The organism is Burkholderia sp. Bp9016 (genome assembly GCF_003857765.1).
In the GTDB taxonomy this organism is placed as follows: Bacteria; Pseudomonadota; Gammaproteobacteria; order Burkholderiales; family Burkholderiaceae; genus Burkholderia.
The window spans coordinates 1-26922 of the sequence record NZ_QTPY01000010.1; the positions used below are offsets into that span (position 1 = coordinate 1).

The following is a 26922-nucleotide window of genomic DNA, read 5'->3' on the forward strand; positions in this document are numbered from 1 at the left end:
GCCATCCCGTCGATCACCTTGTTGCCGTCCGAGTCCCACAGGTAGACGCCGTCGGCCTTCACGATCACGCGGCTGCCGGCGCGGTTCAGCGCGCCCATGTCGGAAAACGGGTGGATGTGATGCGCGGCGTCGAGCGCGCGGTATTCGGCGGTCGAGCGTGCCTGCGTCGTGCGGGCCGCGGGTGCGGCGGGCTGGATCCACGCGGATTCGTTGCGGTAAGTCATGTTTCCTCCGTATTTCGGTAGTGCGTTGTGCGCTTATACGTGCAGCAGCAGGTGACGGCGCTCCCACGAGCTGATCACGCGGAAGAACGCTTCGTATTCGGTTTCCTTCAGCGCGAAATACGCCTTCAGGAACTTGTGGCCGAGAATCTCGCCGAGCGGCTCGCACGCGGCCATCAGCGTGAGGCCTTCCTCGAGGTTGCGCGGCAACTGATAGGGCAGTTCGTAGCCGTCGCTGACGAGCGGCTCGGTCGGCTCCAGGCGCTGCGTCATGCCGAGATAGCCGGCCGCGAGCGTGGCCGCCAGCGCGAGGTACGGGTTGCAGTCGACGCCCGGGATCCGGTTCTCGATGCGGCGTGCGGCCGGGCCCGAGTGCGGGATGCGGAAGCCGACCGTACGGTTGTCGTAGCCCCACTGCACGTTGATCGGCGCGGCCATGAAGCGCGACAGCCGGCGATACGAGTTGATGTACGGCGCGAAGATCGGCATCAGCGCGGGCGTGTACTTCTGCAGCCCTGCGAGGTAGTTGTAGAACAGCGACGTCGCGCCGCCCGTTTCCGGCGACGTGAACAGGTTGCGGCCCGTTTCCTCGTCGACGATGCTCTGGTGCACGTGCATCGCGGAGCCCGGCTCGTGTTCCATCGGCTTGGCCATGAACGTCGCGTACATGTTGTGACGCAGCGCCGCCTCGCGCACCGTGCGCTTGAACAGGAACACCTGGTCGGCGAGCGACAGCGCGTCGCCGTGCATGAAGTTGATCTCCATCTGCGCGGCGCCGACTTCGTGGATCAGCGTGTCGATGTCGAGGTTCTGCGATTCGCAGTACTCGTAGATGTCCTCGAACAGCGGATCGAATTCGTTGACGGCCTCGATCGAATACGACTGGCGGCCCGTCTCGGGGCGGCCCGTGCGGCCGACCGGCGGACGCAGCGGCAGGTCCGGATCCTTGTTCATGTCGACCAGGTAGAACTCGAGCTCCGGTGCGACCACCGGCTTCCAGCCTTTCGCCTTGTACAGATCCAGCACGCGGCGCAGCACGTAGCGTGGCGAGATTTCGACCGGCGAGCCGTCGAAGTGCACGCAATCGTGAATCACCTGCGCGGTCGGGTCGACGGCCCACGGAATCAGGCGAATGGTCGACGTGTCGGGCACGCACACCATATCGGGATCGGTCACGCCGGTCAGCGAACCGTCTTCCGGATATTCGCCGGTGACGGTCTGCACCATCACGGCCTGCGGCAGGCGCATCGATTCGCCGGACGTGAACTTGTTGCGCGGCGTGATCTTGCCGCGCGCGATGCCGGCCATGTCGGGAATGATCGCCTCGATCTCGGTGATCCGGTGTTGCTTCAGAAAGTCTTCGATGTCTTGCATGTCTGTTCTCGTTATGTGGGTCGGTGCGCTCAGGCGAGCGCGGCGGCGGCCGTGGCGCGCGTGCGGGCATTGCGGCGTTCGCGGCAGGCGTCGCCGAATGCGCGGAAGATCGCGCTCGACAGCGGGTCCTGCGCATGCCGCCATTCCGGATGCCATTGCACTGCAAGGGCGAACGCCGGGGCGTCGACGACGCTGACGGCCTCGATCAGGCCGTCCGGCGCGACAGCCTCGACGGCGAGGCCGGCGCCGAGCTGCGCGATGCCCTGCTTGTGCAGCGAGTTCACGTGCACGTCGTCGCGGCCGCCGGCGAGCGTGTGCAGCACGCCGCCGGGCGTCAACCGCACCGCGTGCGCGGGGCCATATTGCGTGTCCATCGGCGCGTCGTCGTCCTCGCGGTGATCGGCGAGGCCCGGCACGTCGTGCACGCGCTGATGCAGCGTGCCGCCGCAGACGACGTTCAGTTCCTGGAAGCCGCGGCACACGGCAAGCACGGGCACGCCTGCGGCGATCGCCGCGCGCAGTAGCGGCAGCGTGGTCGCATCGCGTGCGGGGTCGTGCTTCGTGCCGGGCGCGCTCGGCTCGCCGCCATACAGGTGCGGCTCGACGTTCGAATAGCTGCCGGTAAACAGCAGCCCGTCGACCGTATCGAGCACGTCTTCGACCGACTGGCGATCGCCGAGCGCGGGCAACACCATGGCAAGCGCATGCGCGCCGTCGACGATCGCGGCGACGTACTTGTCGCCGACCGTGTGCGACGCATGTGCGCCGATCTGCGTGAGGTCGGCAGTGATGCCGACGAGGGGTTTCCTTTCCATGACGTCAATCAGTTATCCATAGGGCTGTCGCGTGCATCGTGCGGAAGACGGCAAAACGCAGGCGCGACTTGACCCCGCAGCCTGGCGAGAAGCGCAAGGCCGCTGATGAATGGGCGCAACGGGACGGTGTGGCGATCCGCGCTGCGCGCGACGGTCAGGCTGTCGTTCGTTTCATTGCGCGCGCGCCGCGGCAGCGAATGCGCGAACGCGTTCCGTCAACGCAGCGACGATGCGCATCGACGAACAGGCAACAGAAACGAACGACGAAAAAAGGGGGAGAGGCGCTATGGCAGCAGCGACGCGACTTCGTCGGTATCGACGGCCACGAATGCGCGTGCGGAAACGGCGTTGTGACGCCGAACGGAACGACGGGACAGAATGGTGTAGATCGACAGGTGCAGCAGGCGAGGACTATGCCAGCCGCAACTGCCATCGGAAGCGGGAACAGCGCTGCGCAGACTTCGCACATCGCCTCGATCCCACCTCACCAGAGGGCCACGGACTCTCACGATTACACTCGACTGGTATGTTGAAAGTATTGAACACCTGATCGTTTCGGCGCGCTGGGCGTTTAAAATAATCGAGGTGCCGGATCCGCGTCATTTACATTGATCGGCATCAATTCTTGCGTTGCGATAACGTTTTTTGCTACCGATGAATGGTCAATGACGTTGACCTGAGAGCCAGCATATACGAGCCAAAAACGGCGTCAAATGTTTTTTGAGACTCGTGCGTCAGGGCTTTCCCCGAGCACTGCGAACAAAATATTCGTAAACGGAATGATGCGAGGGGTGTTCATTATTTCGAACACCTTGCAGGGTTTTCCCTTCTGATGCGCGGGATAAAGTGATTAGAATATTCAACGGATGCCTAATGCGCCGTTTCACTTTTTCACCGCACTCCTATCGTGTCCGAAACCGAATCGATGTCCACCGAAGTCGCCGAGCGCCTGCGTTTCGTGCGCAACAAGCATGGCCTGTCGCAGCGCGAACTCGCGAAGCGGGCCGGCGTGACCAACGGCACGATCTCGCTGATCGAACAGGGCCGCGTAAGCCCGTCGGTCGGCTCGCTGAAGAAGCTGCTCGAATGCATCCCGATGAGTCTCGCGGAGTTCTTCACGTTCGAGCTGGTCGAATCGCGCTCGATCGTGTCGCGCCGCGACGAGATGCCGAACCTCGGCAACGATGCGCTCGCCTTCCATCTCGTCGGCGCGGGCGTGAAGGACCGCAACATGTGCATCATGCGCGAGGTCTATCAGCCGCTTGCCGATACTGGCCCCGAGATGCTCGTGCATGCGGGGCATGAGGGCGGCATCGTCGTATCGGGTCGGCTCGAGCTGACCGTCGACGGCGCGACGTGGCTGCTCGACCCCGGAGACGGCTACTACTTCGAAAGTCGTTTGCCACACCGTTTTCGCAATCCCAGCGCGGAACAGCTCTGCGAGGTCGTGTCGGCCAATTCGCCCGCGACCTTCTGACCGCGCATCCCCGCATTCGCCGCCGGGCGTGTTGTCGTTGTGCGGCGTGCCGCAGCGCGAATGCCACAACCATTGAGGCATCCTGAATGAACAAGTTGACTTTGGCTGACTGGCAGGACAAGGCGGCGTCGCTCGAGATCGAGGGGCGCGCATTCATCGACGGCGCGGCGCGCGACGCGCACGGCGGCAAGACGTTCGATTGCGTGAGCCCGATCGACGGCCGCGTGCTCGCGAAGGTGGCCGATTGCGGCGAAGCCGATGTGAACGCGGCCGTTGCCGCCGCGCGCCGTGCATTCGACGCGGGCGTATGGGCCGGGCTCAACCCGCGCGCGCGCAAGGCCGTGCTGCTGCGCTGGGCCGCACTGATGCGCGAGCATCTCGACGAACTGTCGCTGCTCGAGACGCTCGACGCCGGCAAGCCGATCGGCGACACCACGACGGTCGACGTGCCGGGCGCCGCGTATTGCGTCGAGTGGTTCGCCGAGGCGATCGACAAGGTCGGCGGCGAAGTCGCGCCGGCCGACCATCATCTCGTGGGGCTGGTCACGCGCGAGCCGGTCGGTGTGGTGGCGGCGGTCGTGCCGTGGAACTTCCCGATCCTGATGGCCGCGTGGAAATTCGGCCCGGCGCTCGCGGCTGGCAACAGTGTCGTGCTGAAGCCGTCGGAAAAGTCGCCGCTGACCGCGATCCGCGTCGCGCAGCTCGCGTACGAGGCCGGCATCCCGGCCGGCGTGTTCAACGTCGTGCCCGGCGCGGGCGAGCCGGGCAAGCTGCTCGCGCTGCATCGCGACGTCGACTGCATCGCGTTTACCGGTTCCACCGCGGTCGGCAAGCTGATCATGCAATACGCCGCGCAGTCGAACCTGAAGCGCGCGTGGCTCGAACTCGGCGGCAAGTCGCCGAACATCGTGCTGCCCGATTGCCCGGATCTCGACCGCGCAGCCCGGACCGCGGCCGGCGCGATCTTCTACAACATGGGCGAGATGTGCACGGCCGGCTCGCGCCTGCTCGTGCATCGCGACATCAAGGATGCGTTCATCGAGAAGCTGGTCGCGGCCGCGCGCGCTTACGTGCCCGGCAATCCGCTCGATCCGTCGGTGTCGATGGGGGCGATCGTCGACGGGATCCAGCTCGAGCGCGTGCTCGGCTATATCGACGCGGGGCGTAGCGAAGGCAGGCTGGTCACGGGCGGCACGCGCGTGAAGCAGGAGACGGGCGGCTTCTACGTCGAGCCGACGGTGTTCGAGGTGCAGCCCGATGCGAAGATCGCGCGCGAGGAGATTTTCGGGCCCGTGCTGTCGGTGATCGTGTTCGACGACGTCGACGAAGCGGTGCGGATCGCGAACGATACCGAGTACGGGCTTGCGGCGGCCGTGTGGACGTCGAACCTGACGACCGCGCACGAGGTGTCGCGCCGGCTGCGCGCGGGCACGGTGTGGGTGAACTGCTACGACGAGGGCGGCGACATGAACTTCCCGTTCGGCGGCTACAAGCAGTCGGGCAACGGCCGCGACAAGTCGCTGCACGCGCTCGAGAAGTACACCGAGCTGAAGTCGACGCTGATCCGGCTGCGCTGAGGCAGCGCGCGGGCGCGTCGCCGGCCGGCGGTGCGCCCGCGTGCGTCAGGCGGTGCGCAGCGCCGGGTGGAAGCCCGCGGCCTCGATGATCGACTGCACGCGCTCGGCGCCTTGCGCCGATTCGACCTTGACGATCTTCGCGGCGACGTCGATATCGAGCTTCGCGGCGGGGTCGGCGGCCGTCACGGCGCGCGTGATCGCATTGGCGCAGCCGCCGCAGGTCATGTCCTGGACTTCGAATTCCATCGTGTTCTCCTGAGTTGACGATTGACGAGCAGACCCAGCATGAAGCTTGCCATGGTGGGAAGGTCAAGCGCATTCGTGCCGGTTCGTACGGCTGCGCGGTGAAGCGGGCGCGATACGGCGGGCAACGGAACGCCGCTGAGAGAGCGTGAAAAGGCGGGAAGGGTGACGCTGGCCCGCGCCGCGCCGCGCCGCGCGAGGTTCAGCGGTGGTTGTCGATCCATGCGCGGGCCCATTCGAGCCCCGCTTCACGTGCGTCGTCCTCGGTGTCGAACACGCCGAGCACGCCCGACGCTTCGACGAGCCGGTTGTTCTGCGTGATCGTGCCGCTCGCCGCGAAGCGTTCGGGTTGCAGGATCTCGTCCTGCTGCAGGATCGCGTGGCCCCAGATCTGGTAGCCGAGATAGGTCTGCGCTTCCATTATCGAGTCACCTCCGCGGAACGGTTGCCCGTGCCGACCCGCAGCACGTTGCCGTCCGGCGTGTATTGCCGCGGGATATTGGAGAAATTGAGTGCGTGCGGCGTGTCGGGCGTGGCCGGCTGCATCACCGTGAGCCGGCCCGGTGCGGGCTGCGCGACCGGACGCGGCGCGCTCGGCGCTTCCGCCGTGGCGGCGGGCAGGTGATGCGGCACGACTTTCACGGCCTGCGCGACGCGGCGCTTGTGCGGCTTCACGACGGCTTTCGGCTGCACGCTCGCGTGCTTTTCCGCGGCCTTGCTGCCGGCATGCGAGGCCGGCATACGGGCGTCCGGCGCGTGCGGGGCCGGCAGCCGTGCCTCGGGCGGGTTCCAGACTTCGACGTAGTGCTCGGCGGCCCAGCCCGTCGACGCGAACGTCAGCGCCAGCAATCCGCATCCAAACAGTCTTACCATTGTCTCTCCGTCATATTCCTTGCGGCTCGCACGTGTTGCGATGCCCGGTGCGGGGCGCGGCCGCTCATGCGCATTCGGGGAATGCCGGCTCAGGAGAACACCTCGAGCCCGTGTTTCTCGACGATCTGCAGCATGCGCGCGGCGATGCCGCTCGGCCGCTTGTCGCCCTGTTCCCATTGGCGGATCGTCGAAGTCGTGGTGTTCAGGTAGAGCGCGAACACGCTCTGACTGACGTTGACCGACTTGCGGATCCGGGCGATCGCTTCCGGATCGAACTGCGGCGCGGCTTCGATGCAGAGCTCGTCGTACTCGCGCATCGTCTTCTTGTCGATCAGTTGCGTGCGATAAAGGCCCGACGCGGCGCTGTGGATCGCCTCCGTCGCGTCGCTCTTGAATCGACTCTTAGCCATTGCAAATCTCCACCCACTCTTTCAGGGTAACCAGCGTCGCGATGTCGCTGTCGGCGTGTCGGCCGACATCCGCAGCGAGCTTTCTGATGGCACGCAGTTCACGGGCGTCGATGTTGTCGCGGTCGCATTTCGCGAACAGGAACACGAACACCCACGTATGCCCGATCCTGCCCAGCACGATCCCGCGCTGGCGATTCCCGTCGAGGCGCTTCTTCCAGACGTTGCCGCCGAGATCGACGCCCCGGCCGCGGGCCAACTCCCGCACCGCGCGGCAGAGCTCGCCATCGACGATTCCCGCTTTTCCGGCTGCCTTGTGAAACCACTTCGTCTTGAAGATGCGTCGTACGGAAGCAGACATGTCGAGCCAGTCGGGTCGGCACAGGATTATATGCCACTACGTGGTACATATTTCGACTTGGCCAAACGGCCGGCTGCACACCGATGCGACGTTCGGACGGACCGGCGACGGCCCGTCCGGACAGGCAGCCTTACTCCACCGTCACCGACTTCGCGAGATTCCGCGGCTTGTCGACGTCGGTGCCCCGCGCACACGCCGTGTGATACGCGAGCAGTTGCAGCGGCACGACGTGCAGGATCGGCGACAGTTGCCCGTAGTGTTCCGGCATCCGGATCACGTGCAGGCCGTCGTCATTGACGATCTGCGTGTCGGCATCCGCGAACACGTACAGCTCGCCGCCGCGCGCGCGCACTTCCTGCATGTTCGACTTCAGCTTCTCGAGCAGCGTGTCGTTCGGCGCGACCGTGACGACCGGCATCGCTTCCGTGACGAGCGCGAGCGGCCCGTGCTTCAGTTCGCCGGCCGGATACGCCTCGGCGTGGATGTACGAGATTTCCTTCAGCTTCAGCGCGCCTTCGAGCGCGATCGGGTAGTGCAGCCCGCGGCCGAGGAACAGTGCGTTTTCCTTGCGCGCGAATTCCTCCGACCACGCGATGATCTGCGGCTCGAGCGCGAGCACGCTGTTCAGCGCGGCCGGCAGGTGACGCAGCTGCTTCAGGAATTCCGCCTCCTGCGCGGCATCGACGTGCCCGCGCAGCTTGCCGAGCGTCGCGGCCAGCACGAACAGCGCGACGAGCTGCGTCGTGAACGCCTTGGTCGACGCGACGCCGATCTCGGTGCCCGCGTGCGTGAGGAACTGCATCTCGGTGAGGCGCACCATCGCGCTCGTCGCGACGTTGCAGACCGCGAGCGTATGCGTGTGGCCGAGCGACTGCGCGTGCTTGAGCGCGGCGAGCGTGTCGGCCGTCTCGCCCGACTGCGAGATCACCAGCACGAGCTGGCGCGGGTTCGGCACCGATTCGCGGTAGCGGTATTCGCTCGCGATCTCGACCTGGGTCGGGATCTTCGCGATCGATTCGAGCCAGTACTTCGCGGTGAGGCCCGAGTAGTAGCTCGTGCCGCACGCGAGGATCAGCAGGCTGTCGATGTCCGCGAACGCGGCGGGGGCCGCGTCGCCGAACAGCGTCGCATCGAAGGCTTCGGTTTGCGGCACCGTGTCGCCGATCGCGCGCGGCTGCTCGAAGATTTCCTTCTGCATGAAGTGACGATACGGGCCCAGCTCGACTGCACCGCCGTATGCGCTGACGACGCGGATCTCGCGCTGTGCGAGCACGCCGTGACGGTCGACGATCTTCACGCCGTCGAGCGACAGCTCGCACATGTCGCCCTCCTCGAGGAACGTGAAGCGGTCGGTGCTGCCGGCCAGCGCCAGTGCGTCGGACGCGAGGAAGTTCTCGCCGTCGCCGTGGCCGACGACGAGCGGCGAACCCTGGCGCGCGCCGACGACGGTGTGCGGCTGGTCCTTGTGGATCACGGCGATCGCGTACGCGCCGTGCAGTTGCTGCACGGCTTCGCGCACGGCTTCGAACAGGTCGCCGCGATACAGGCTGTGCACGAGGTGTGCGATCACTTCGGTGTCGGTCTGCGACACGAATTCGTAGCCCTTCGCGCGCAGCGCTTCGCGCAGCGGCTCGAAGTTCTCGATGATGCCGTTGTGAACGAGCGCGAGCGCATTCGACGAGAAGATCGGGTGCGCGTTGTGCGTGACCGGCGCGCCGTGGGTCGCCCAGCGCGTGTGCGCGACGCCCGTCGTGCCTTCGAGGTGCGATTCGCGCACCTGCGCGTCGAGATCGGCGACGCGCGCGACGCTGCGCGCGCGCTTCGGTGCACCGGGTTCGAGCACGGCGACGCCGCACGAGTCGTAGCCACGGTATTCGAGGCGCCGCAATCCTTCGATCAGCACCGGAACGATATTACGCTGCGCAACTGCGCCGACAATGCCGCACATGAATGGTCAATCCTGTAAGTCGACGCGGACGCCGTCCGGGCGTCCGCAAAAGGTTCAGCTCTTCTTCTTGACCGGGCGGACGTAGCCGCTCTTCGCGGTCTGCGTCTTCTCGTTCAATGCGAGAACGCCGTCGGCGACATCCTTCCAGATCGTCGTGCCGGCCGCGATCGTCACGCCGCGGCCGACGCGCACCGGCGCGACGAGCTGCGTGTCCGAGCCGACGAACACGTCGTCCTCGATCACGGTGCGGAACTTGTTCGCGCCGTCGTAGTTGCAGGTGATCGTGCCCGCGCCGATGTTCACGCGCGCGCCGATGTCGGCGTCGCCGATGTACGTGAGGTGGTTCGCCTTCGAGCCGTGGCCGATCACCGCGTTCTTCACCTCGACGAAGTTGCCGACGTGCGCTTCGTCCGCGAGCCGCGCGCCCGGGCGCAGCCGCGCGTACGGGCCGATCACGGTGTTCGCGCCGAGCTCGGCGCCGTCGATGTGCGTGAACGCGTCGATGCGCGTGCCCGCGCCGATCGACGCGTTGCGGATCACGCAGTTCGCGCCGATCGTCACGTTGTCGGCGAGCGTCACGTTGCCTTCGAACACGCAGTTCACGTCGATCGACACGTCGCGCCCGCAGCGCAGCGTGCCGCGCACGTCGAGGCGCGCCGGATCGGCGAGCGTGACGCCGTCGACGAGCAGCGCATCGGCGACGTTGCGCTGATGGATGCGCTCGAGCTCCGCGAGCTGCGCCTTGCTGTTTACGCCGAGCGTTTCCCACTCGTCGCCGGGCTGCGCCGTGACGATCTCGAAGCCGGCCTCGATCGCCAGCTCGACCACATCGGTCAGGTAGTACTCGCCTTGCGCGTTCTCGTTCTTCAGCGCGCCGAGCCACATCGACAGCTGGGCCGTCGGCGTGACGATGATGCCGGTGTTGATCTCGGCGATTTTCAGTTGCTCGGGCGATGCGTCCTTCTGCTCGACGATGCGCGTGACGAAGCCGGACGCGTCGCGCACGATGCGGCCGTAACCGGTCGGATCGTCGAGCGTGACGGTCAGAATCCCGTAGCGGCCCTCGCGCGCGGCGTCGATGAGGCGCTGCAGCGTGGATGCGCGGGTGAGCGGCACGTCGCCGTACAGCACGAGCGTCGGTTGCGCGGGATCGAGCAGCGGCAGCGCCTGGCGCACCGCGTGGCCGGTGCCGAGCTGTTCGGCCTGCACCGCGAACTGGACGTCGGGCGCGGCGACCGCGGCCTGGACCTGCTCGGCGCCATGCCCGACGACGACGACGAGCCGCGATGGCTGCAGCGTGCGCGCGGTGGCGATGACGTGGGAGAGGAGCGGCCTGCCGGCCAGGGGATGAAGCACTTTCGGCAGCGCGGAACGCATGCGCTTGCCGGTGCCTGCCGCCAAAATCACGATATTCATGGCGCCAGCTTGTCAGGGGAGTTCGAAGCCGATCATTTTAGCATGCGGCCCCTGTCGTACCGGGCCTGTCGCGGCGGGGCGACAGCGCCGGAAACGGGCCGCGGGCCGCGCTTCCGGCGGGTGTTCAGGCCCTGCTTACAGGTCGTCGAACTGGACGATCGAGATCGGTCGGGCCGCGTCAGGCTTCGCGGCGCCCGGGGCGGCCGCTTCGTCGCCCGATGCGCACGGTTCCTCGTCGAACGCGATGTCGCCCTGCGGATCGGCAATGCCGGTCGCGCGCAGCGACGCGAACGGGAACTGGGTCGTATCCATCAGGTGCGACGGCACGACGTTCGCGAGTGCACTGAACATGTTGTCGACGCGGCCCGGGAAGCGCTTGTCCCATTCGCGGATCAGCGCCTTCATTTCCGCGCGCTTCAGGTTCGGCTGGCTGCCGCACAGGTTGCACGGGATGATCGGAAATTCGCGCAACTCCGCGTATTTCTCGAGATCGGTTTCCTTCACGTACGCGAGCGGTCGGATCACGACGTTCTTGCCGTCGTCCGACTGCAGCTTCGGCGGCATCCCCTTCAGCTTGCCGCCGTAGAACATGTTGAGCAGCAGCGTCTGCAGGATGTCGTCGCGGTGGTGGCCGAGCGCGATCTTGGTCGCGCCGAGCTCGCCGGCCACGCGGTACAGGATCCCGCGGCGCAGCCGCGAGCACAGCGAGCAGGTCGTCTTGCCTTCGGGCACGAGCCGCTTGACGATGCTGTAGGTGTCCTGGTTCTCGATGTGGAACGGCACGCCGATCTGCGTCAGGTACTCGGGCAGCACGTGCTCGGGGAAGCCCGGCTGCTTCTGGTCGAGGTTGACCGCGACGATGTCGAAGTCGATCGGCGCGCGCTCGCGCAGGCGCAGCAGCACATCGAGCATCGCGTAGCTGTCCTTGCCGCCCGACAGGCACACCATCACCTTGTCGCCCTGCTCGATCATGTTGTAGTCGCCGATCGCCTGGCCGACCTGGCGCACGATCCGCTTGAACAGCTTGTTGTTCTCGTACGCTTCCTTCTGCTCGCGGCGCGTCAGCGCGCGGCGGCTGGTTTCGGCGACGGTGGCTTCGATGGCGGCGCCTTCGGCCGCCGTGTCGTTCATGTGGGGGGCGTTCATGCGCGTTCCTCGTCCTTGATGCGAAAGACTTCGACGCCGACGGCATCGCAGTCCGGATAGGCGTCCGGTTTCTCGGTACGGACGCGTACCGCGCGCACGGTGTCGTGCGCCAGCAGGTGCGCGGCGATCGCGTCGCACAGCGTTTCCTGCAGATGGATGTGGCCGCGCGCCACGCACCGCGTGACGCTCTGCTTCATCAGGTCGTAGTCGACGACTTCGTGCAGCCGGTCGTCGACGGGGGTGGACAGCGCGAGCGGCACGAACAGGTCGATGTTGATGACGACGCGCTGCTCGCCGCGCTTCTCGTGTTCGAAGGCACCGATGTTGATGTGCACCTCGTAGTCGCGCAGGTAGAGCCTGCGGCAATCCGCGAGGCGGGGGTGCAGGAGAGCGGAAAACATGGTCGTCCCAGTCAAATTGGCGTGCGCGCACGCAAAGCGGCGCGGGCGGCGGCGATCAGGCCGCGCGCCCGCGCGGTTCATTCATTCGGGCCGGCTGCGGGCGGCACGAGGTGCTCGCCGCCGTCGACGGTCAGCGTCGCGCCCGTCACGCCGGGCGCGCTCGCGAGATAGCAGGCGGCCGCCGCGATGTCGTCCGCGTGCGGCGCATGGCCGCGCACGAGCGCCGCGACGCGCACCTTCGGCGCGAGCGCCAGCGCGAGCGCGGAAGTCGCGCGGTGCAGCGCGGCCTGCATCAGCGCGTGCGACAGTTGCGCCGGTGCCGGGTGAAACAGGGCCTGATCCAGTACGTGGATCGCGCACGCACGCAGCGCTTCGTCGTCGCGCGCGGCGTCTGGCGTCGCATCGGCGAGCGCGCGGGCCAGCGCGAGCGGCGCCGTCACGTTGCGCGCGAGCGCGCCGGCGAGCGACGCGCCGTCCACCGTGTGCGCGTCGTCGGTGCCGGCGCACGCGCTCACGAAAACGGCGCATGCGGGCCGGCCCAGCGCCGCGCTGCAGGCCGCGACGAGCGCGGCCGCATCGGCTTCCAGGGCCAGATCGGCGTCGAGCACGGCCGCGCGGCGGCCCAGCGCGGCGACGTCGGCGACGAGGGCGACGGCGGCCGCACGCGGCGTGCCGGGGCTGCGCTGCAGTGCGACGTCCCAGCCGCGCCGGGCGAATTCCGTTGCGAGTGCCCGACCGATCGACGCGGCGTCGGCCGCGCTGCCCAGTGCGCCTGCGACGAGCGCGATGCGCGGGGGCGACGTATCGGCTGAAACGGTCATTTACAATGCCGGGATGAACCCGAAAGCTCACGAACCCGCTAGTTTACCTGCTCCCGGCCCCGACGCGCTTGCGCAGTCCGAAACCCTTGCCGCGCAACTGCGCGACGAGATCGCGGCGGCGGGCGGCTGGCTGCCGTTCGACCGCTTCATGGAGCGCGCGCTGTACGCGCCCGGTCTCGGCTATTACAGCGGCGGCGCGCGCAAGTTCGGGCGCCGTGCCGACGACGGCAGCGACTTCGTGACGGCCCCCGAGCTGTCGCCGTTGTTCGCGCAGACGCTCGCGAATTCCGTCGCCCAGGCGCTCGCGGCGAGCGGCACGCGCAGCGTGATGGAATTCGGCGCGGGCACCGGCAAGCTCGCGGCCGGCCTGCTCGCGGCGCTCGACGCACTCGGCGTCGAACTCGACGAATACCGGATCGTCGACCTGTCGGGCGAGCTGCGCGAGCGGCAGCGCGACACGATCGTGGCCGCTGCCCCGGCGCTGGCGGGCAAGGTGCGCTGGCTCGACGCGCTGCCCGGGCGTTTCGACGGCGTCGTGATCGGCAACGAGGTGCTCGATGCGATGCCGGTGCGGCTGTTCGCGAAGGCGGGCGATGCATGGCTCGAGCGCGGCGTCGCGCTCGACGCGCAGCACGCGTTCGTGTTCGACGACCGGCCCGTCGGGCCGGCCGGCCTGCCGCCGGTGCTCGCGACGCTCGACGTCGACGACGGCTACGTGACCGAGACGCACGAAGCCGCGCTGGCGTTCACGCGCACCGTGTGCACGATGCTCGCGCGCGGCGCGGTGCTGCTCGTCGACTACGGTTTTCCCGCGCACGAGTACTACCACCCGCAGCGCGAGCGCGGCACGCTCATGTGCCACTACCGGCACCACGCGCACGACGACCCGTTCCTGTACCCGGGCCTGCAGGACATCACCGCGCACGTCGAATTCACCGGCATCTACGAGGCGGGCGTCGGCACCGGCGCGGATCTGCTCGGCTACATGTCGCAGGCGCGCTTCCTGCTGAACGCGGGCATCACGGATGCGCTGGCCGCGATCGATCCGTCCGACATCCACAGCTTCCTGCCGGCCGCGAACGCGGTGCAGAAGCTGATCTCGGAGGCCGAGATGGGCGAGCTGTTCAAGGTGATCGCGTTCTCGCGTGGCATCGACGGCACGCTCGACGCGTTCGCGCGCGGCGACCGCTCGCACGCGCTCTGACGGGGGCCGCATGCTGCGCTGGCTGATGACGTCGTTCGTCGCGGTGATGATCCTGACACGCTGCTGGCCGTGGCTCGGCAAGCTCGGCATCGGGCGGATGCCGGGCGACGTCACGCTGACGCTCGGCGGGCGGCGTTACCCGTTCCCGTTCATGTCGACGCTGGTGCTGACGATGCTGGTGTCGATGGTGGCGCGGCTGCTCTGAGTCGTGCCGAAGGAGGCGGCGCGTCGCGGGCAGGCCGCGGCGCGCGCGTGACGGTTCTGCGCGTTACAGTTCGATTTCGCCGAGGATCCGGTGCGCGAGCGCCTTCGCCTCGTCGAACGCCTCTTCCTCGCTCGGACTCGTGGTGTGGACGTCGTAGCGCACGTTCTCCGTCTCGTCGCCGTCGTCCCGGACGAGGATCACATAGCCCTGGAACTGCCCGTTGCCCGCGCGCTGCGTATGCGCCTTGGCCGTGTAGATGCCTTTCGTGAACGTGTTCGTGTCCATCGTGCCTCTCCCGCAAAAGGACACTTCATCGTAGCACTGCGGCGCAGCATGTACAGCGCCGCTAATCGGTGACCGATCAGCGCGCCGTCACCATTCCGTCACCGTTCGAGCAGTGCGACGACTTCGTCGAGCGTCGGCGCGTGCGCGCCCGTGTGCCGGCACGCGGCGGCCCCCGCGGCGAGCGCGAACGCGAGATGTTCGGGCCACGCGCGTTGCGGCGCGGCCATCAGGCTGAACAGCATGCCGCCGATCGACGCGTCGCCGGCGCCGACAGTGTCGACCACCTCGACGCGCGGCGGGCTGGCCTCGTGCACGCCGCCGTCCGCGTAGAGCGTCGCGGCCTGCGCGCCGCGCGTGACGAACACGGCCGCCCTCGGGTTCAGCGCGCGCACCGCTTCGACCGCGTCCGGGCCGTCGCCGCCGAACAGGTGGCGCAGATCCTCGTCGGACACCTTGATCAGATCGGCGAGGCTTGCCATCTTCTCGAGCGTCGGCCGGTACGCGGCCGTCATCAGGTTCCGGTAGTTCGGATCGAAGCTGATCTTCACGCCGCGCGCGTGCAAGTCCTTCGCGAGCGCGACGAGCGTGCCCGCGAGCGGTTCGCGCACGAGGCTGATGCAGCCGAAATGCGCCCATTTCACGTGCTCGATCCAGCCGGCCGGCAGCCGCGCCGGGTCGAACGCGAGGTCCGCGCTCGCGTCGCCGATGAAGAAGTACGCGGGCGGCCGCGTCTCGTGGACGATCGCGAGCAGCGGTGCGCGCGGCACGCGCTGCAGGAAGCGCAGGTCGAGCCCGGCCGCTTCGCTGGTGCGCCACAGCACGTCGGAGAAGCAGTCCTCGCCGATCGAGCCCGCGAGCGCGCTCGGCATGCCGAGCCGCGCGACCGCGCGCGCGACGTTCCAGCCGGCGCCGCCCGGCACCGACGTCCACTGCGCGTCGCCCGCGCGCACCATGTCGGTCAGGATGTCGCCCGCCGACACGAAAGCCGGAAATGCGCCGCCGCTCATTGCGTCGACTCGCTGCGCGCCATGCGCGCGAGGGTCCCGAGCACGTCGTAGCAAGCGCCCATCGTGTGATAGTCGGTTTTGCCGGCCGGGCTCTTCTCGTCGCCGTACTTGCGGTTGTCGCACGTGAGGATCCGGTACCACGCGCCGTAACGGTGATCGACGAAATGCGCCCAGCTGTAGCGCCAGATCTCGTCGTACCAGTCCCAGAAGCGTTCGCTGCCGGTGCGTGCGCCGAGCATCGCGGCGGCGGCGAAGGTTTCCGCCTGCACCCAGAAATACTTGTTGTGGTCGCAGACGGTGAAATCGGGGCCGAAGCCGTAGCAGAGGCCGCCGTGATCGGCGTCCCACGCGTGCGTGAGCGCGGCGTCGAACAGCTCGGCCGCGCGCGGCACGAGCCAGTCGAGCGGGCGGTGCCGCTCGAGGATCAGCAGCAGCTTCGCCCATTCGGTCTGGTGGCCGGGCTGGAAGCCCCACGGACGGAAGATGTTCGAGCTGTCTTCCTTGTTGTAGTCCCAGTCGACCGACCAGTCCGCGTGGTAGTGCTCCCACACGAGGCCGCCGGACAGCGCGGCCTGGCGCTGCGTGATGTGGGTCGCGAGCTTTTCCGCGCGGTCGAGGTACGTGACGTGCCCGGTCGCCTCGTAGGCCGCGAGCAGCGCTTCCGTCATGTGCATGTTCGCGTTCTGGCCGCGGTACGACGACACGATCCAGTTCGGCGTCGCGTCGTCCGCGTAGAGGCCCGCGGCCGCATCCCAGAAGCGGTGTTCGGCGAGCTCGTAGGTCGACGCGATCAGCGCGCGCGCCTCGTCGATGCCGGCCATCGTCGCGTGCGCGGCGGCCAGCAGCACGAACGCGAGCCCGTAGCAGTGGCGCGTGCCGTCGAGCGTCGCGCGCTTCGCGCCGTCGCGCCAGTCGAGCTCCCAGTCGTAGCCCTGCAGCGTGTCGTCCCAGTGTGCGTCGCGCAAAAAGCGCAGGCCGTGGCGCGCGTAGTCGAGATGGCGCGGATCGCCGAAATGCCGGTACGCCATCGCGTAGTTGAAGACGAACCGGCAACTGCTGACCAGATGCCGCGACGTGCGGTTGTAGATGCTGCCGTCGTCGCGGAAGTAGTGGTAGAAGCCGCCTGTCGGGTCGAACGCGTTCGGCGCGTAGAAGCGCAGCGTGTCCTCGACATGCGACAGCAGGAACGACGGATCGCGGAAGTTCCCGACGAACGGCGCGGCTTGCGCGTGGGTGGCCGGCGTGGCCGGGCAGGATTGGACCGGGGGCATGTTCATGATTCGGTGACCGTGGCGGTATCGAGCGCCGGTGAGCCGGCGGGCTGACTGCTGGCCCGCACGATCAGCTCGACGGGCAGGGAGATCTCGGTGCGCTCGGGCGATTCGGCGAGCAGCAGTTCGACGCCGCGGCGGCCGAGCGCCTCCTTGTCGACGGCGAGCGTCGTGAGTGGCGGATTCGCATGCGCGGCGGCCGGGATGTCGTCGAAGCCGACGATCGCAATGTCTTCCGGAATCCGCACGCCGCGCGCGATGCACACGCGCTGCGCGGCCAGCGCGGCCGCGTCGTTGTACGCGAATACGGCGTCGGGGCGCGGGCCCGGCGCGTCGAGCAGTTGCTGCATCGCACGCGCGGCGCCCGTGTCGGGGTCGAGCCCGGCGTCGATCGTCACTTCGTAGGCCGGGTCGAACAGCCGGCCGGCCTCGAAGAACGCGCGCCGGTAGCCGATCGCGCGCTGCGCGAGGCTGTAGTGCGCACCCGGGCCGCCGATGAACGCGATCCGCGAGCGGCCGGTGGCGAGCAGGTGGCGCATCGCGAGCGCCGCGCCCGTCGCGTTGTCGATATTCACCGAGCGCAGGCCGGGCGCCCACAGGTCGATCAGCACGAGCGGGCGGCCGGTCGCGGCGAGCGCCTCGATCGTCTCCGGCTCGATGAAGCCGGCCACCGCGATCGCGTCGGGGGCGTGCGGGCGCATCTGGCGCAGCACGTCGTCGTTCGGGCCGACAGTGAGCAGCGTCGGCACGATGCCGCGCTCGCGGCACGCGTCCTCGACGCCGTGCAGCACGTGCGAGAAGAACGGGCTGGCGGGAAAGCGGTTGTGCTGGCGGTGCAGCAGGAAGGTGAGCCGGCGAATCCGGGGCCGCAGCTGGGCCGGGTCGTAGCCGAGCCGTTGCGCGATCTCGACGATGCGCGCCCGTGTGGCCTCGGACAGGCCCGGCTGGTTTTTCAGCGCGCGCGAGACGGTGCCGATCGATACCTCTGCCGCCCGCGCTACGTCGCGAATGGTGGTGCCCATCGTTCGGGGTCCGGTTTGTTTAGGGTGACGGCGATTGTATAGTAAAAAACACCGCGTTATTCGGGGCGGATAACCGGGGAATACCCGAAAATAACCGGTTTTTAGGCGCTAATCTGCGAAAACGCCGTTACTAAAAATACTAAACAAAACGCGAAAAAGGCAAGGTGAGCGCGGCGAAGAGACGCCGGGGAATGGGGGGGGCGCACGGATCGGCGCGCCGGCCGCCGCCGGGTTGCGGATCCCCTGTGTAACCGGCGACCTAGCCTGGAACGGAGCTCGACGCTCGGCCGGAAGAGGCGGCGAGCGCGTGTCCGGCGATCAGGCGGGCGAGGGGGAATGGGGCACGGGCATGGGCACGGCTGCCGAAGCGACGGGGCACCGGACTTCAGCGGCTGCTCGCGCGAAGGATCAAACGAGGACTGTGCGACGCCGCGGGGCGTCGGCCGGCGCGGGTGTTGTGGCGTGCCGTCGGAAGGTGGGGGACGATAATCACCAAGGGCGCGGCCAGCCACAGCCGCCACGCCCTCGCCAAGTCAGCGCTTGCCCGCGTTCAGCGCCCCGCTCCCGCGGGCGGCGCCGGCCGCACCATCTCGGCCGTCCTGCTCGCCGCTCGTGTCGCGCGCCCCCCAGCGCTGCGCGAGCGCCGCGCACGCCATCAGCTGGATCTGGTGGAACAGCATCAGCGGCAGCACGATCGCGCCGACCGCCTGCGCCGAGAAGATCACCTTCGCCATCGGCACGCCGGCCGCGAGGCTCTTCTTCGACCCGCAGAAGATGATCGTGATCTGGTCTGCGCGGTTGAAGCCGAGCCGCTTGCTGACGAACGTGGTCAGCACCAGCGCGATCACGAGCAGCACGATGTTGACGACCAGCAGGCCGCCGAGCGCGTGCGCCGGAATCTGGTGCCACAACCCCTGGTTCACGGCCTCGCTGAACGCGACATAGACGACGAGCAGGATCGAGCCCTGGTCGACGAAGCGCAGCACGCCGCGATTGCGCTCGATCCAGCCGCCGATCACGGGCCGCAGCAACTGGCCGGCGACGAACGGCACGAGCAGTTGCATCACGATGCTGCCGACGGTGCTCCACGGCGATGCGGCCGCGCCCGACTGCGACGTGATCATCAGCCCGACGAGCGCCGGCGTCACGAAGATGCCGAGCAGGCTCGACGCGGACGCGGCGCACACGGCGGCCGGCACGTTGCCCTTCGCGATCGACGTGAACGCGATCGACGACTGGACCGTCGACGGCAGCGTGCACAGGAACAGCACGCCCGCATACAGCGTCGGCGTGACGAGCGGCTGCAACACGGGTTTCAGCACGAGGCCAAGCACCGGGAACAGCGCGAACGTGCTGAGCAGCACGACCGCATGCAGCCGCCAGTGCGTCGCGCCCGCGACGACGGCTTCGCGCGACAGCTTCGCGCCGTGCAGGAAGAACAGCAGGCCGACGGCGATGTTGGTCGCCCAGTTGAACGCATGGGCTGCCGGGCCGCGGCACGGCAGCAGGCTCGCGAGCACGACGGTGCCGACGAGCGCAAGCGTGAAATTGTCGGGAAGGAAACGGGGGCGGGCCATCTGGAACTCGATTCGGAAACGGGTGCACGCGCACCGCGCGCGCGAATGCCGCTATTGTCCCGGTGGATCATTCAATAAACAAATTCATTGTGTGAATCGATTGATGAATCAGGTGCATATAGGGGCGCCTGTTCGCACAGGCCGCCGGTGCGCGCAACGGCAGAAGAATGTTCTGTCACGATCGCCCCCGGAAGTGAAAAAACCTAGCAGTAACATGGTGTTACACCGATGCCCGCGACATAACACTTTTTGGCTCGACACCGTTTCGGACCGCTCATAAATTACTGCTGAAAGGCTTGCGTTGGCCGGCAACAGCCGGCAGCGCACCGCAACAGGCACTGAATGTGATGACGGAACGGGTGAAACTGAAGGTCGGACGATGGGTGGCAGGCGCGCTGTGCGCGCTGCTGATGCCGCTCGCGCTCGCCCAGCCGCCGCATGGCGGCGGTCGTGCGTTCGGCGGCCACGGTTTCGGCGGCGGCGACATACACGCGTACGGCCAGCCGGCCGGCGGCGCGCAGGTCTGGCGCCGCGCGATGCCGCCGGGCGGCGCCCGTGCCGGTGGCGTGAGCAGCTACGGTTCGCGCTGGGGCTTGCGCCCGACGCCGTCCTACGGCCACTACGCCGCACAAAGCCCGTATCGCCCGATCAGCGCCGATTCGCGCCAGATGCCGCGCCCGCCGGGCGGCGGCAACGTGCCGCTGCGCGCCGGTTCGATCCGTGCCGACGTCGCGCGCTACAACGAGGAGCGCGGCGGCCGTCCGATGCCGCCGCCCCGCTCGCAGGAAGAGCCTGCGCACTCGCCGTTTTTCTCCCCGTTCTACCGAAACTGAGCGCCCGGCGCGCTCGTCCCCCCGCCGGCTGATGCGAATTCGCCACAGTCGCGCATAGATTTCCGCTGATTTTCCCGCCGCATTGCGCTATCTTTCGCGCCCGGCCCGCGCACGCCAGGCGGCCGTCCCGTCGCGTGCCCGCACCGCGCGGGGCCGCTGCGCCGCGTCGGGTCATGTATGAATTCCGCGAAGTTAATGCTGCCGCTATACCGGCAATAAGTGTGCGCAATTTTGACCGGACAAATGATCCGTAAAGATGGCTGCGCCCCATACGACGCTAGCACTCGGCTCCAAAAAACAACGCTCGCGCCACTTATCGACAATTCGACAAAACCTGGAGATCCCATGAAAGCATTCGCTCGCCGTGCGTCCCGCACGTCCGTCAAGCTGATCGCCGCAGCCGCCTGCGTGGCGGCAACCGCACCCGTCTACGCGCAGTCGAGCGTTTCGCTCTACGGTCAGGTCGACGAATGGGTCGGCGCCACCAAGTTCCCGGGCGGCGATCGCGCATGGAACATGGGCGGCGGCGGGATGTCGACGTCGTACTGGGGGATGCACGGCGCCGAGGATCTGGGCGGCGGCTACAAGGCGATCTTCACGCTGGAGAGCTTCTTCCGCGCACAGAACGGCCAGTATGGCCGCTTCCAGGGCGACACGTTCTTCGCGCGCAACGCGTATGTCGGCATCAGCTCGCCGTACGGCACGGTGACGGCAGGCCGTCTGACGACGCAACTGTTCCTGTCGACGATCCTGTTCAACCCGTTCTACGATTCGTACACCTTCTCGCCGATGGTGTACCACGTGTTCCTCGGCCTCGGGACGTACCCGACTTATCCGAGCGACCAGGGTGCGGTCGGCGATTCGGGCTGGAACAACGCGCTGTCGTACACGTCGCCTTCGTTCGGCGGCCTGAATTTCGGCGCGATGTACGCGCTTGGCAACCAGGCCGGCGACAACCGCTCGAAGAAGTGGAGCGCGCAGTTCAACTATGCGAACGGCGCGTTCGCGGCGACTGCGGTCTACCAGTACGTGAACTTCAACAACGGCCCGCAGGATCTGAGCGCGCTGGTGGCCGGCATGAAGAGCCAGGGCATCGGCCTGGTCGGCGCGACCTACGACCTGAAATACGTGAAGCTGTTCGGCCAGTACATGTACACGAAGAACGACCAGGTCGCGGGCAGCTGGCACGTGAATACCGCGCAGGGCGGCGTGTCGGTGCCGCTCGGCGTCGGCAACGCGATGGCGTCGTACGCGTACTCGCGCGACGCCGGTGGCCTCGACCAGACGCGCCAGACCTGGGCCGTCGGCTACGACTATCCGCTGTCCAAGCGCACGGACGTCTACGCCGCATACATGAACGACCACATCAGCGGCCTGTCGAGCGGCAACACGTTCGGTGCAGGCATCCGCGCGAAGTTCTGACGATTCGCTCGCCGCACGCGCGCCTCGCGCGTGCGCGCCACCGGTTTTTCGCCCGAAACGGCGCCGCCATCCGCGGCGCCGTTTTGCCTTTGTTGACCTTTTTATTTCCTCGCCTTTGTTACCCTATCTCGTAATTGCATAATTCCCAGGAATTGCGAGCTAGTTCGATGGATACCCTCGTCAGCATGAATGTGTTTCGCTACGTCGTCGAAGTGGGCAGCTTCGTCGGCGCGGCCGAGCGCATGCAGATGTCGGCCGCGATGGCGAGCAAGCACGTGATGCATCTCGAGCAGCAGCTCGGCGCGCGGCTGCTGCATCGCACGACACGACGTGTCGCGCCGACCGAGGCGGGACGCGAATACTATGAGCGCCTCGTGCAGGCGCTGTCGGAGCTCGACGAAGCCGGGCAGGCAGTCGGCGCCGCGAGCGTCGTGCCGCAGGGCCGATTGCGCGTGACGTCGCTGTCCGCATTCGGCTTGCGGCACGTGATGCAGGCGGTCACCGATTACGCGGGCCGCTTCCCCGACGTGACCGTCGACATGACGCTGTCCGATCGCGTGGTCGACCTCATCGAGGAAGGCTACGACGTCGCGGTACGCGCGGCGCCGAACGGCTTGAAGTCGTCGTCGCTGGTCGCGCGGCAGATCGCAACCGCGCACATCCTGCTGGTCGCGTCGCCCGAGTATCTCGAGAAGCACGGCACGCCCCAGACGATTGCCGATCTCGCGCACCACAATTACCTGCGTCGCGATTCGAATTCGACGATGCTCGATTCGCTGGTGATCGACGCGGCCGCCGCGTCGCGCGTGAACCTGAGCGGCAACCTGATCGTGAACCATCTCGAAGGGCTGCGCGCGGCCGTGCTCGCGGGCGCGGGCATCGCGCTGCTCGGCACCGAGGTGGTCGGCGACGACATCGAGTCGGGCCGGCTCGTGCCGGTGCTGCTCGACACCGTGCCGCCGCACGAGGCGCCGATCTACGCGGTGTACGCGAGCCGCCGTCACGTGTCCGCGAAGGTGCGTTCGTTCGTCGACTTCCTCGCCGCGCGTTTCGAAGGGCAGTCGCTGTGCCCGTCGATCGAGTCGCGCCTGCGCGTGCTGCCGATCACGCGGATCAAGCGCGCGGGCTGACCGGCGCCCCAGCCGCGCCGCGAGCGGACATGAAAAAAGCGCGAGCCGTTGCGGTTCGCGCTTTTTTGTTTTGTCAGGCCGCGTGCGTCAGCGCGGGATCCCGAGCCGCGCCTTCGCGTCGTCGTATTCGCGCTTCAGCCGCTCGACGAGCGCGCCGACGCTCGGCAGGTCGTCCATCAGGCCGACGCCCTGGCCGGCACCCCAGATGTCCTTCCACGCCTTCGCCTTGTCGCCGCCGAAATTCATCTTCGACTTGTCGGATTCCGGCAGGGCGTCCGGATCGAGGCCGGCTTTCTCGATGCTCTCGCGGATGTAGTTGCCGTGCACGCCGGTGAAGAGGTTCGTATAGATGATGTCGGACGATTTCGCGTTGACGATCGCGTGCTTGTAGTCCTCGACCGCGTGCGCTTCCTGCGTCGCGATGAAGCGCGTGCCCATGTATGCGAGGTCGGCGCCCATCGCCTGCGCGGCAAGGATCGAGCCGCCGTTCGCGATCGAGCCGGATAGCACGATCGGGCCGTCGAACATCTTGCGCACTTCGCCGACGAGCGCGAACGGCGAGGTCGTGCCCGCGTGGCCGCCGGCGCCGGCGGCCACCAGGATCAGCCCGTCGACGCCGGCTTCGAGCGCCTTCTGCGCGTGACGCAGGTTGATCACGTCGTGCAGCACGATGCCGCCGTAGCTGTGCACCGCGTCGACGATCTCGCGCGCCGGCGCGCGCAGGCTCGTGATGAAGATCGGCACCTTGTGTTCGACGCACACGCGTACGTCATGCTCGAGCCGTACGTTGGACTGGTGGACGATCTGGTTGACCGCGATCGGGCCGATCACCGCGTCCGGGTGCTTCGCCTTGTGGTCGGCGAGCTCGGACTGGATCTGCGTGAGCCACTCGTCCAGCAGTTCGGCCGGACGGGCGTTGAGTGCGGGGAACGAACCGACGATGCCCGCCTTGCACTGCGCGAGCACGAGTTCGGGGTAGCTGACGATGAACATCGGCGACGCGATGACGGGCAGCGTCAGGTTCTGCAGGACGGCGGGCAATGCCATGTAATGTCTCCAGTCTCGAGGGGCGGCCGGAAGCGGCGCGGTCGCGCCGACGCCGGCTTCATGCTTGGCGATCGAACGGTATATCGAGTGTAGCTCCGCGACGGTACGTTCATATTAATACGAACGGTCGTGCGATTCTACGCGAGCTTAGCAAAATGCGCGGCATGGCGACAATCGAGGGAGTGTTCTCTTTCTAGCGGTTCGGGCATCTGCCGCGCGCTGAACCGGTCCGGGCGCTCCTACAATAATCGCCATAACAGACCAACGAGAAACAAACCATGTCGTTTGAGGCGTTTGCACCGTTTCGCGTGACGGTGCAGGACACCGACATCTTCGGTGTCAAAGGAGGCGCGGGGCCGCCGCTTCTGCTGCTGCACGGCCATCCGCAGACCCACATGATCTGGCATCGCGTCGCCGCGACGCTGGCCCGTCATTTCACGGTGATCGCGACCGACTTGCGCGGCTACGGCGCGTCGGGCAAGCCGCCGAGCGACGCACGGCATGCGCCTTATTCGAAACGCGCGATGGCGGCCGATCAGGTCGCCGTGATGCGCCATTTCGGCTTCGGGCAATTCCACGTGTGCGCGCACGATCGCGGCGCGCGCGTGGCGCACCGGCTCGCGCTCGATCACCCGGCGGCCGTCGAGCGAATGATGCTGCTCGACATCGCGCCGACGCTCGCGATGTACGAGCAAACCGACCGCGCGTTCGCGACCGCGTATTTCCACTGGTTCTTCCTGATCCAGCCGGAGCCGCTGCCCGAAGCGCTGATCGAAGGCCGTACCGACGCGTACATCGAGCGCGTGATGGGCAACCGTTCGGCCGGGCTCGCGCCGTTCGCGCCGGAGGCGCTCGCCGCCTATCGCGCCGCGCTCGCGCAGCCGGGCGCCGTGCATGCGATGTGCGAGGACTATCGCGCGTCGGCGACGATCGATCTCGAACACGATCGCGCGGACCTCGAGCGCGGCAACAAGGTCGCGTGTCCGCTGCGCGTGCTGTGGGGCGCGAACGGGATCGTCGGCCGGTGCTTCGATCCGCTCGACGAATGGCGGCGGGTCGCGCGCGACGTCAGCGGCCGCGCGCTCGAATGCGGGCACTACATTCCTGAAGAGGCGCCCGTCGCGCTGATCGACGAACTGCTCGCGTTCTTCGAGGCGCGCGATGCGGCCGCGTAAGGCCGCGTAAGCGGCGTCGGCGGCGCCGGCAGCGCGCCGCGCGTGCAGCGTTCAGCGTTCAGCGGTGCGCGGCGACGTCTTCCGCGAGGGGCGGCAGGCGGCGCGGCACGGGCGTCGATTTCACGATCGCCGTGCTCGTTTCCGCACGCTCGGTCACCTTCGCGAGGATGTCGTCGAGGTGTTCGATCGTGCGCAGGTAGAGCCGGCAGATGAAACAGTCGTCGCCGGTCACCTTGTCGCATTCGACGAATTCCGGGATCCGGCGCAACACCTCCTCGACCAGATGCAATTGCCCCGGCAGCGGCTTCACGCGGACGATCGCCTGCAGCGTGTAGCCGAGCGCGCGCGGGTCGAGCTCGACGGTGAAGCTCGCGATCACGCCTTGCGCCTCGAGCCGCCGCACGCGGTCGGCCGTGGCGGGCGCCGACAGCCCGATCTGCCGCGCCAGTTCGCTGGTCGCGATGCGTGCGTCCTCGGCGAGTGCGGCGAGGATCGCGCGGTCGGTTGCGTCGAGCGACGCGACTGCAGGCGGGGGAAGGCGTTTTGGCATGATCGCTTTGCTTTCGAAGGTGAATTGGCTGTTTTACTTCAGTTTATCCGTGGAAGCACGGAAGGCAAGTTTCTAGAATCGAAGTCATCCTCTCTCGTCAAACGGAGTCCTTGATGGCCTCGAACGAAATTCGCCGCGGCGGCGCCGAGATGGTCGTCGCGATGATGATGTCCGGCACGATCGGCTGGCTCGTGATGTCGTCGCGGCAGCCGCTCACCAATGTCGTGTTCTTCCGCTGCCTGTTCGGGGCGGCGACGCTCGCGATCGTCTGCGCGGCGCTCGGCTTCCTGCGCCGCTCGCTGTTCTCGCCGCGCATGCTCGCGCTCGCGACGCTCGGCAGCATCGCGATCGTCGCGAACTGGCTGCTGCTGTTCGCCGCGTATTCGCGCGCGTCGATCTCGATGGCGACCGCGGTCTACAACACGCAGCCGTTCATGCTCGTCGCGCTCGGCGCGATCGTGTTCCGAGAACGGATCGGCGCGTCGACGATCGCGTGGCTCGCGCTCGCCTTCGTCGGTCTCGTGTGCGTGGTGCGCGTCGAGCCGGCCGTGCTCGCGGTGCCGGGCGAATACCTCGAAGGCGTTGCGCTGTCGCTGGGCGCGGCGTTCCTGTACGCCGTGTCGTCGATCGTCACGAAGCACCTGAAGGGCACGCCGCCGCATTTGCTCGCGCTACTGCAGGCCGGCCTCGGCATCGTGCTGCTCGCGCCGTTCGCGCATTTCGGCACGTTGCCCGCGACGCCCGCGCAGTGGCTCGATCTCGTCGTGCTCGGCGTCGTGAACACGGGGCTGATGTACGTGCTGCTGTACGGCGCGATCCAGAAGCTGCCGGTCGCGATGACGGGGGCACTGTCGTTCGTCTATCCAGTCGTCGCGATCATCGTCGATCGCGTCGCGTTCGGGCAGACGCTCGCGTGGACGCAGGTGTTCGGCGCGCTCCTGATCCTGCTCGCGGCGGCCGGCGTAAACCTCGGCTGGCGCCTCGTGCCCGCGCGTCGCGCGGCGGCCCGCAACTGAAACGCGCGTGCGGTTCGGTTTGCCGCTACGGGTCACAGCTACGGCTCTCCGGCACGGTGAGTCGGGGCTGTTGCCGGGCAGGGCGATTGCGCGCGCAG

29 protein-coding genes and 1 pseudogene are annotated in these 26922 nt (G+C 67.5%); 9 read left to right on the forward strand and 21 right to left on the reverse strand.

All coding sequences use genetic code 11. The annotated features are described in order from the left end of the window. From DIE13_RS13860 to DIE13_RS33415, 4 genes and pseudogenes are all read right to left on the reverse strand, one after another. Positions 1 to 224, reverse strand: a pseudogene (locus DIE13_RS13860) (aspartate aminotransferase family protein); the annotation flags it as partial. A 33-nt stretch (positions 225 to 257) separates the two neighbouring features. Continuing rightward, on the reverse strand, positions 258 to 1595 hold the full coding sequence (locus DIE13_RS13865) for a glutamine synthetase family protein (RefSeq protein WP_124827734.1): 1338 nt from the start codon (positions 1593 to 1595) through the stop codon (positions 258 to 260). Positions 1596 to 1624: 29 nt separating this feature from the next. Continuing rightward, positions 1625 to 2410: a gamma-glutamyl-gamma-aminobutyrate hydrolase family protein gene (locus DIE13_RS13870; RefSeq protein WP_124827735.1), complete on the reverse strand. Its 786-nt coding sequence runs from the start codon at positions 2408 to 2410 to the stop codon at positions 1625 to 1627. A 284-nt stretch (positions 2411 to 2694) separates the two neighbouring features. Continuing rightward, positions 2695 to 2877, reverse strand: coding sequence for a hypothetical protein (locus DIE13_RS33415; RefSeq protein ID WP_006488040.1), 183 nt, complete (start codon positions 2875 to 2877; stop codon positions 2695 to 2697). Positions 2878 to 3335: 458 nt separating this feature from the next. Here DIE13_RS33415 and DIE13_RS13880 point away from each other — a divergent pair, with 458 nt between their 5' ends. Both DIE13_RS13880 and DIE13_RS13885 read left to right on the forward strand, forming a co-directional pair. Further along, complete coding sequence (locus tag DIE13_RS13880) at positions 3336 to 3887, forward strand: cupin domain-containing protein (protein WP_124827736.1); 552 nt, start codon at positions 3336 to 3338, stop codon at positions 3885 to 3887. A gap of 86 nt (positions 3888 to 3973) precedes the next feature. Beyond that, positions 3974 to 5464, forward strand: coding sequence for an aldehyde dehydrogenase (locus DIE13_RS13885; protein ID WP_124827737.1), 1491 nt, complete (start codon positions 3974 to 3976; stop codon positions 5462 to 5464). A gap of 45 nt (positions 5465 to 5509) precedes the next feature. Here DIE13_RS13885 and DIE13_RS13890 read toward each other — a convergent pair whose 3' ends face one another. The 10 genes from DIE13_RS13890 to DIE13_RS13940 form a co-directional block, all read right to left on the reverse strand. Beyond that, positions 5510 to 5710, reverse strand: a complete 201-nt coding sequence (locus DIE13_RS13890) for a heavy-metal-associated domain-containing protein (protein WP_021162112.1) — start codon at positions 5708 to 5710, stop codon at positions 5510 to 5512. A 199-nt stretch (positions 5711 to 5909) separates the two neighbouring features. After that, the gene (locus tag DIE13_RS13900; RefSeq protein WP_096508904.1) at positions 5910 to 6128 is read right to left on the reverse strand and encodes a hypothetical protein; all 219 of its coding nucleotides are present in this window, start codon (positions 6126 to 6128) and stop codon (positions 5910 to 5912) included. Further along, entirely contained in the window at positions 6128 to 6580 is a 453-nt protein-coding gene (locus tag DIE13_RS13905) for a hypothetical protein (RefSeq protein ID WP_124827739.1), read from the reverse strand. The genes DIE13_RS13900 and DIE13_RS13905 overlap by 1 nt, the downstream gene beginning before the upstream one ends. An 89-nt stretch (positions 6581 to 6669) precedes the next feature. Beyond that, positions 6670 to 6990, reverse strand: a complete 321-nt coding sequence (locus DIE13_RS13910; RefSeq protein WP_124827740.1) for a DNA-binding transcriptional regulator — start codon at positions 6988 to 6990, stop codon at positions 6670 to 6672. Next, a complete protein-coding gene (locus DIE13_RS13915) occupies positions 6983 to 7348 on the reverse strand; it encodes a type II toxin-antitoxin system RelE/ParE family toxin (RefSeq protein WP_124827741.1) in 366 nt (121 codons plus the stop codon). Before DIE13_RS13915 ends, DIE13_RS13910 begins: the two co-directional genes overlap by 8 nt. A gap of 130 nt (positions 7349 to 7478) precedes the next feature. Then, the gene (gene glmS, locus DIE13_RS13920) at positions 7479 to 9296 is read right to left on the reverse strand and encodes a glutamine--fructose-6-phosphate transaminase (isomerizing) (protein ID WP_124827742.1); all 1818 of its coding nucleotides are present in this window, start codon (positions 9294 to 9296) and stop codon (positions 7479 to 7481) included. Positions 9297 to 9350: 54 nt separating this feature from the next. Continuing rightward, positions 9351 to 10712, reverse strand: coding sequence for a bifunctional UDP-N-acetylglucosamine diphosphorylase/glucosamine-1-phosphate N-acetyltransferase GlmU (gene glmU / locus DIE13_RS13925; protein ID WP_124827743.1), 1362 nt, complete (start codon positions 10710 to 10712; stop codon positions 9351 to 9353). 135 nt (positions 10713 to 10847) lie between these two features. Continuing rightward, complete coding sequence (gene ttcA / locus DIE13_RS13930) at positions 10848 to 11858, reverse strand: tRNA 2-thiocytidine(32) synthetase TtcA (RefSeq protein WP_124827744.1); 1011 nt, start codon at positions 11856 to 11858, stop codon at positions 10848 to 10850. After that, positions 11855 to 12259 (reverse strand): dihydroneopterin aldolase, encoded by a 405-nt coding sequence (locus DIE13_RS13935; protein ID WP_096508897.1) that lies wholly within the window; start codon positions 12257 to 12259, stop codon positions 11855 to 11857. The genes ttcA and DIE13_RS13935 overlap by 4 nt, the downstream gene beginning before the upstream one ends. Before the next feature lie 77 nt (positions 12260 to 12336). Next, a complete protein-coding gene (locus tag DIE13_RS13940) occupies positions 12337 to 13080 on the reverse strand; it encodes an SDR family oxidoreductase (RefSeq protein WP_124827745.1) in 744 nt (247 codons plus the stop codon). A gap of 13 nt (positions 13081 to 13093) precedes the next feature. Here DIE13_RS13940 and DIE13_RS13945 point away from each other — a divergent pair, with 13 nt between their 5' ends. Further along, positions 13094 to 14284: a class I SAM-dependent methyltransferase gene (locus tag DIE13_RS13945; RefSeq protein WP_124827746.1), complete on the forward strand. Its 1191-nt coding sequence runs from the start codon at positions 13094 to 13096 to the stop codon at positions 14282 to 14284. Positions 14285 to 14294: 10 nt separating this feature from the next. Continuing rightward, positions 14295 to 14489 carry a DUF2905 domain-containing protein gene (locus DIE13_RS13950; protein ID WP_031399528.1) on the forward strand — a complete coding sequence of 65 codons (195 nt, stop codon included), beginning with the start codon at positions 14295 to 14297 and terminating at the stop codon, positions 14487 to 14489. 63 nt (positions 14490 to 14552) lie between these two features. Here the strand turns inward: DIE13_RS13950 and DIE13_RS13955 are convergent, their stop codons facing one another. The 5 genes from DIE13_RS13955 to DIE13_RS13975 all read right to left on the reverse strand — a co-directional run bounded on the left by DIE13_RS13955 (position 14553) and on the right by DIE13_RS13975 (position 19651). Then, a complete protein-coding gene (locus DIE13_RS13955) occupies positions 14553 to 14774 on the reverse strand; it encodes a hypothetical protein (protein WP_124827747.1) in 222 nt (73 codons plus the stop codon). Between the two features lie 98 nt (positions 14775 to 14872). After that, complete coding sequence (locus DIE13_RS13960) at positions 14873 to 15781, reverse strand: carbohydrate kinase (protein ID WP_124827748.1); 909 nt, start codon at positions 15779 to 15781, stop codon at positions 14873 to 14875. Continuing rightward, complete coding sequence (locus DIE13_RS13965) at positions 15778 to 17058, reverse strand: AGE family epimerase/isomerase (protein WP_124827749.1); 1281 nt, start codon at positions 17056 to 17058, stop codon at positions 15778 to 15780. Before DIE13_RS13965 ends, DIE13_RS13960 begins: the two co-directional genes overlap by 4 nt. Then, positions 17055 to 18074 carry a LacI family DNA-binding transcriptional regulator gene (locus tag DIE13_RS13970; RefSeq protein WP_124827750.1) on the reverse strand — a complete coding sequence of 340 codons (1020 nt, stop codon included), beginning with the start codon at positions 18072 to 18074 and terminating at the stop codon, positions 17055 to 17057. Before DIE13_RS13970 ends, DIE13_RS13965 begins: the two co-directional genes overlap by 4 nt. A 533-nt stretch (positions 18075 to 18607) precedes the next feature. Continuing rightward, on the reverse strand, positions 18608 to 19651 hold the full coding sequence (locus tag DIE13_RS13975; RefSeq protein WP_124827751.1) for a bile acid:sodium symporter family protein: 1044 nt from the start codon (positions 19649 to 19651) through the stop codon (positions 18608 to 18610). 347 nt (positions 19652 to 19998) lie between these two features. Between DIE13_RS13975 and DIE13_RS13980 the strand changes: the two genes are divergently transcribed. The 3 genes from DIE13_RS13980 (at position 19999) to DIE13_RS13990 (ending at position 23036) form a co-directional block, all read left to right on the forward strand. Further along, complete coding sequence (locus DIE13_RS13980; RefSeq protein ID WP_124827752.1) at positions 19999 to 20484, forward strand: peptide-binding protein; 486 nt, start codon at positions 19999 to 20001, stop codon at positions 20482 to 20484. 345 nt (positions 20485 to 20829) lie between these two features. Continuing rightward, positions 20830 to 21906: a porin gene (locus DIE13_RS13985; RefSeq protein WP_124827753.1), complete on the forward strand. Its 1077-nt coding sequence runs from the start codon at positions 20830 to 20832 to the stop codon at positions 21904 to 21906. 167 nt (positions 21907 to 22073) lie between these two features. Next, entirely contained in the window at positions 22074 to 23036 is a 963-nt protein-coding gene (locus tag DIE13_RS13990) for a LysR family transcriptional regulator (RefSeq protein WP_124827754.1), read from the forward strand. Between the two features lie 87 nt (positions 23037 to 23123). Here DIE13_RS13990 and DIE13_RS13995 read toward each other — a convergent pair whose 3' ends face one another. After that, complete coding sequence (locus DIE13_RS13995) at positions 23124 to 24083, reverse strand: nitronate monooxygenase family protein (RefSeq protein WP_124827755.1); 960 nt, start codon at positions 24081 to 24083, stop codon at positions 23124 to 23126. 278 nt (positions 24084 to 24361) lie between these two features. Between DIE13_RS13995 and DIE13_RS14000 the strand changes: the two genes are divergently transcribed. After that, on the forward strand, positions 24362 to 25258 hold the full coding sequence (locus DIE13_RS14000) for an alpha/beta fold hydrolase (RefSeq protein WP_124827756.1): 897 nt from the start codon (positions 24362 to 24364) through the stop codon (positions 25256 to 25258). Between the two features lie 58 nt (positions 25259 to 25316). Here the strand turns inward: DIE13_RS14000 and DIE13_RS14005 are convergent, their stop codons facing one another. Then, positions 25317 to 25808: an Lrp/AsnC family transcriptional regulator gene (locus DIE13_RS14005; protein WP_124827757.1), complete on the reverse strand. Its 492-nt coding sequence runs from the start codon at positions 25806 to 25808 to the stop codon at positions 25317 to 25319. A 113-nt stretch (positions 25809 to 25921) separates the two neighbouring features. Here DIE13_RS14005 and DIE13_RS14010 point away from each other — a divergent pair, with 113 nt between their 5' ends. Next, positions 25922 to 26824: a DMT family transporter gene (locus tag DIE13_RS14010; RefSeq protein WP_124827758.1), complete on the forward strand. Its 903-nt coding sequence runs from the start codon at positions 25922 to 25924 to the stop codon at positions 26822 to 26824. Positions 26825 to 26922 lie beyond the last annotated feature (98 nt).

Coding starts and splice junctions, on each gene's coding strand:
- DIE13_RS13865 (WP_124827734.1), bottom strand. CDS start 1,595: ATGCAAGACATCGAAGACTTTCTGAAGCAACACCGGATCACCGAGATC.
- DIE13_RS13870 (WP_124827735.1), bottom strand. CDS start 2,410: ATGGAAAGGAAACCCCTCGTCGGCATCACTGCCGACCTCACGCAGATC.
- DIE13_RS13880 (WP_124827736.1), top strand. CDS start 3,336: ATGTCCACCGAAGTCGCCGAGCGCCTGCGTTTCGTGCGCAACAAGCAT.
- DIE13_RS13885 (WP_124827737.1), top strand. CDS start 3,974: ATGAACAAGTTGACTTTGGCTGACTGGCAGGACAAGGCGGCGTCGCTC.
- DIE13_RS13890 (WP_021162112.1), bottom strand. CDS start 5,710: ATGGAATTCGAAGTCCAGGACATGACCTGCGGCGGCTGCGCCAATGCG.
- DIE13_RS13900 (WP_096508904.1), bottom strand. CDS start 6,128: ATGGAAGCGCAGACCTATCTCGGCTACCAGATCTGGGGCCACGCGATC.
- DIE13_RS13905 (WP_124827739.1), bottom strand. CDS start 6,580: ATGGTAAGACTGTTTGGATGCGGATTGCTGGCGCTGACGTTCGCGTCG.
- DIE13_RS13910 (WP_124827740.1), bottom strand. CDS start 6,990: ATGGCTAAGAGTCGATTCAAGAGCGACGCGACGGAGGCGATCCACAGC.
- DIE13_RS13915 (WP_124827741.1), bottom strand. CDS start 7,348: ATGTCTGCTTCCGTACGACGCATCTTCAAGACGAAGTGGTTTCACAAG.
- glmS (WP_124827742.1), bottom strand. CDS start 9,296: ATGTGCGGCATTGTCGGCGCAGTTGCGCAGCGTAATATCGTTCCGGTG.
- glmU (WP_124827743.1), bottom strand. CDS start 10,712: ATGAATATCGTGATTTTGGCGGCAGGCACCGGCAAGCGCATGCGTTCC.
- ttcA (WP_124827744.1), bottom strand. CDS start 11,858: ATGAACGCCCCCCACATGAACGACACGGCGGCCGAAGGCGCCGCCATC.
- DIE13_RS13935 (WP_096508897.1), bottom strand. CDS start 12,259: ATGTTTTCCGCTCTCCTGCACCCCCGCCTCGCGGATTGCCGCAGGCTC.
- DIE13_RS13940 (WP_124827745.1), bottom strand. CDS start 13,080: ATGACCGTTTCAGCCGATACGTCGCCCCCGCGCATCGCGCTCGTCGCA.
- DIE13_RS13945 (WP_124827746.1), top strand. CDS start 13,094: ATGAACCCGAAAGCTCACGAACCCGCTAGTTTACCTGCTCCCGGCCCC.
- DIE13_RS13950 (WP_031399528.1), top strand. CDS start 14,295: ATGCTGCGCTGGCTGATGACGTCGTTCGTCGCGGTGATGATCCTGACA.
- DIE13_RS13955 (WP_124827747.1), bottom strand. CDS start 14,774: ATGGACACGAACACGTTCACGAAAGGCATCTACACGGCCAAGGCGCAT.
- DIE13_RS13960 (WP_124827748.1), bottom strand. CDS start 15,781: ATGAGCGGCGGCGCATTTCCGGCTTTCGTGTCGGCGGGCGACATCCTG.
- DIE13_RS13965 (WP_124827749.1), bottom strand. CDS start 17,058: ATGAACATGCCCCCGGTCCAATCCTGCCCGGCCACGCCGGCCACCCAC.
- DIE13_RS13970 (WP_124827750.1), bottom strand. CDS start 18,074: ATGGGCACCACCATTCGCGACGTAGCGCGGGCGGCAGAGGTATCGATC.
- DIE13_RS13975 (WP_124827751.1), bottom strand. CDS start 19,651: ATGGCCCGCCCCCGTTTCCTTCCCGACAATTTCACGCTTGCGCTCGTC.
- DIE13_RS13980 (WP_124827752.1), top strand. CDS start 19,999: ATGACGGAACGGGTGAAACTGAAGGTCGGACGATGGGTGGCAGGCGCG.
- DIE13_RS13985 (WP_124827753.1), top strand. CDS start 20,830: ATGAAAGCATTCGCTCGCCGTGCGTCCCGCACGTCCGTCAAGCTGATC.
- DIE13_RS13990 (WP_124827754.1), top strand. CDS start 22,074: ATGGATACCCTCGTCAGCATGAATGTGTTTCGCTACGTCGTCGAAGTG.
- DIE13_RS13995 (WP_124827755.1), bottom strand. CDS start 24,083: ATGGCATTGCCCGCCGTCCTGCAGAACCTGACGCTGCCCGTCATCGCG.
- DIE13_RS14000 (WP_124827756.1), top strand. CDS start 24,362: ATGTCGTTTGAGGCGTTTGCACCGTTTCGCGTGACGGTGCAGGACACC.
- DIE13_RS14005 (WP_124827757.1), bottom strand. CDS start 25,808: ATGCCAAAACGCCTTCCCCCGCCTGCAGTCGCGTCGCTCGACGCAACC.
- DIE13_RS14010 (WP_124827758.1), top strand. CDS start 25,922: ATGGCCTCGAACGAAATTCGCCGCGGCGGCGCCGAGATGGTCGTCGCG.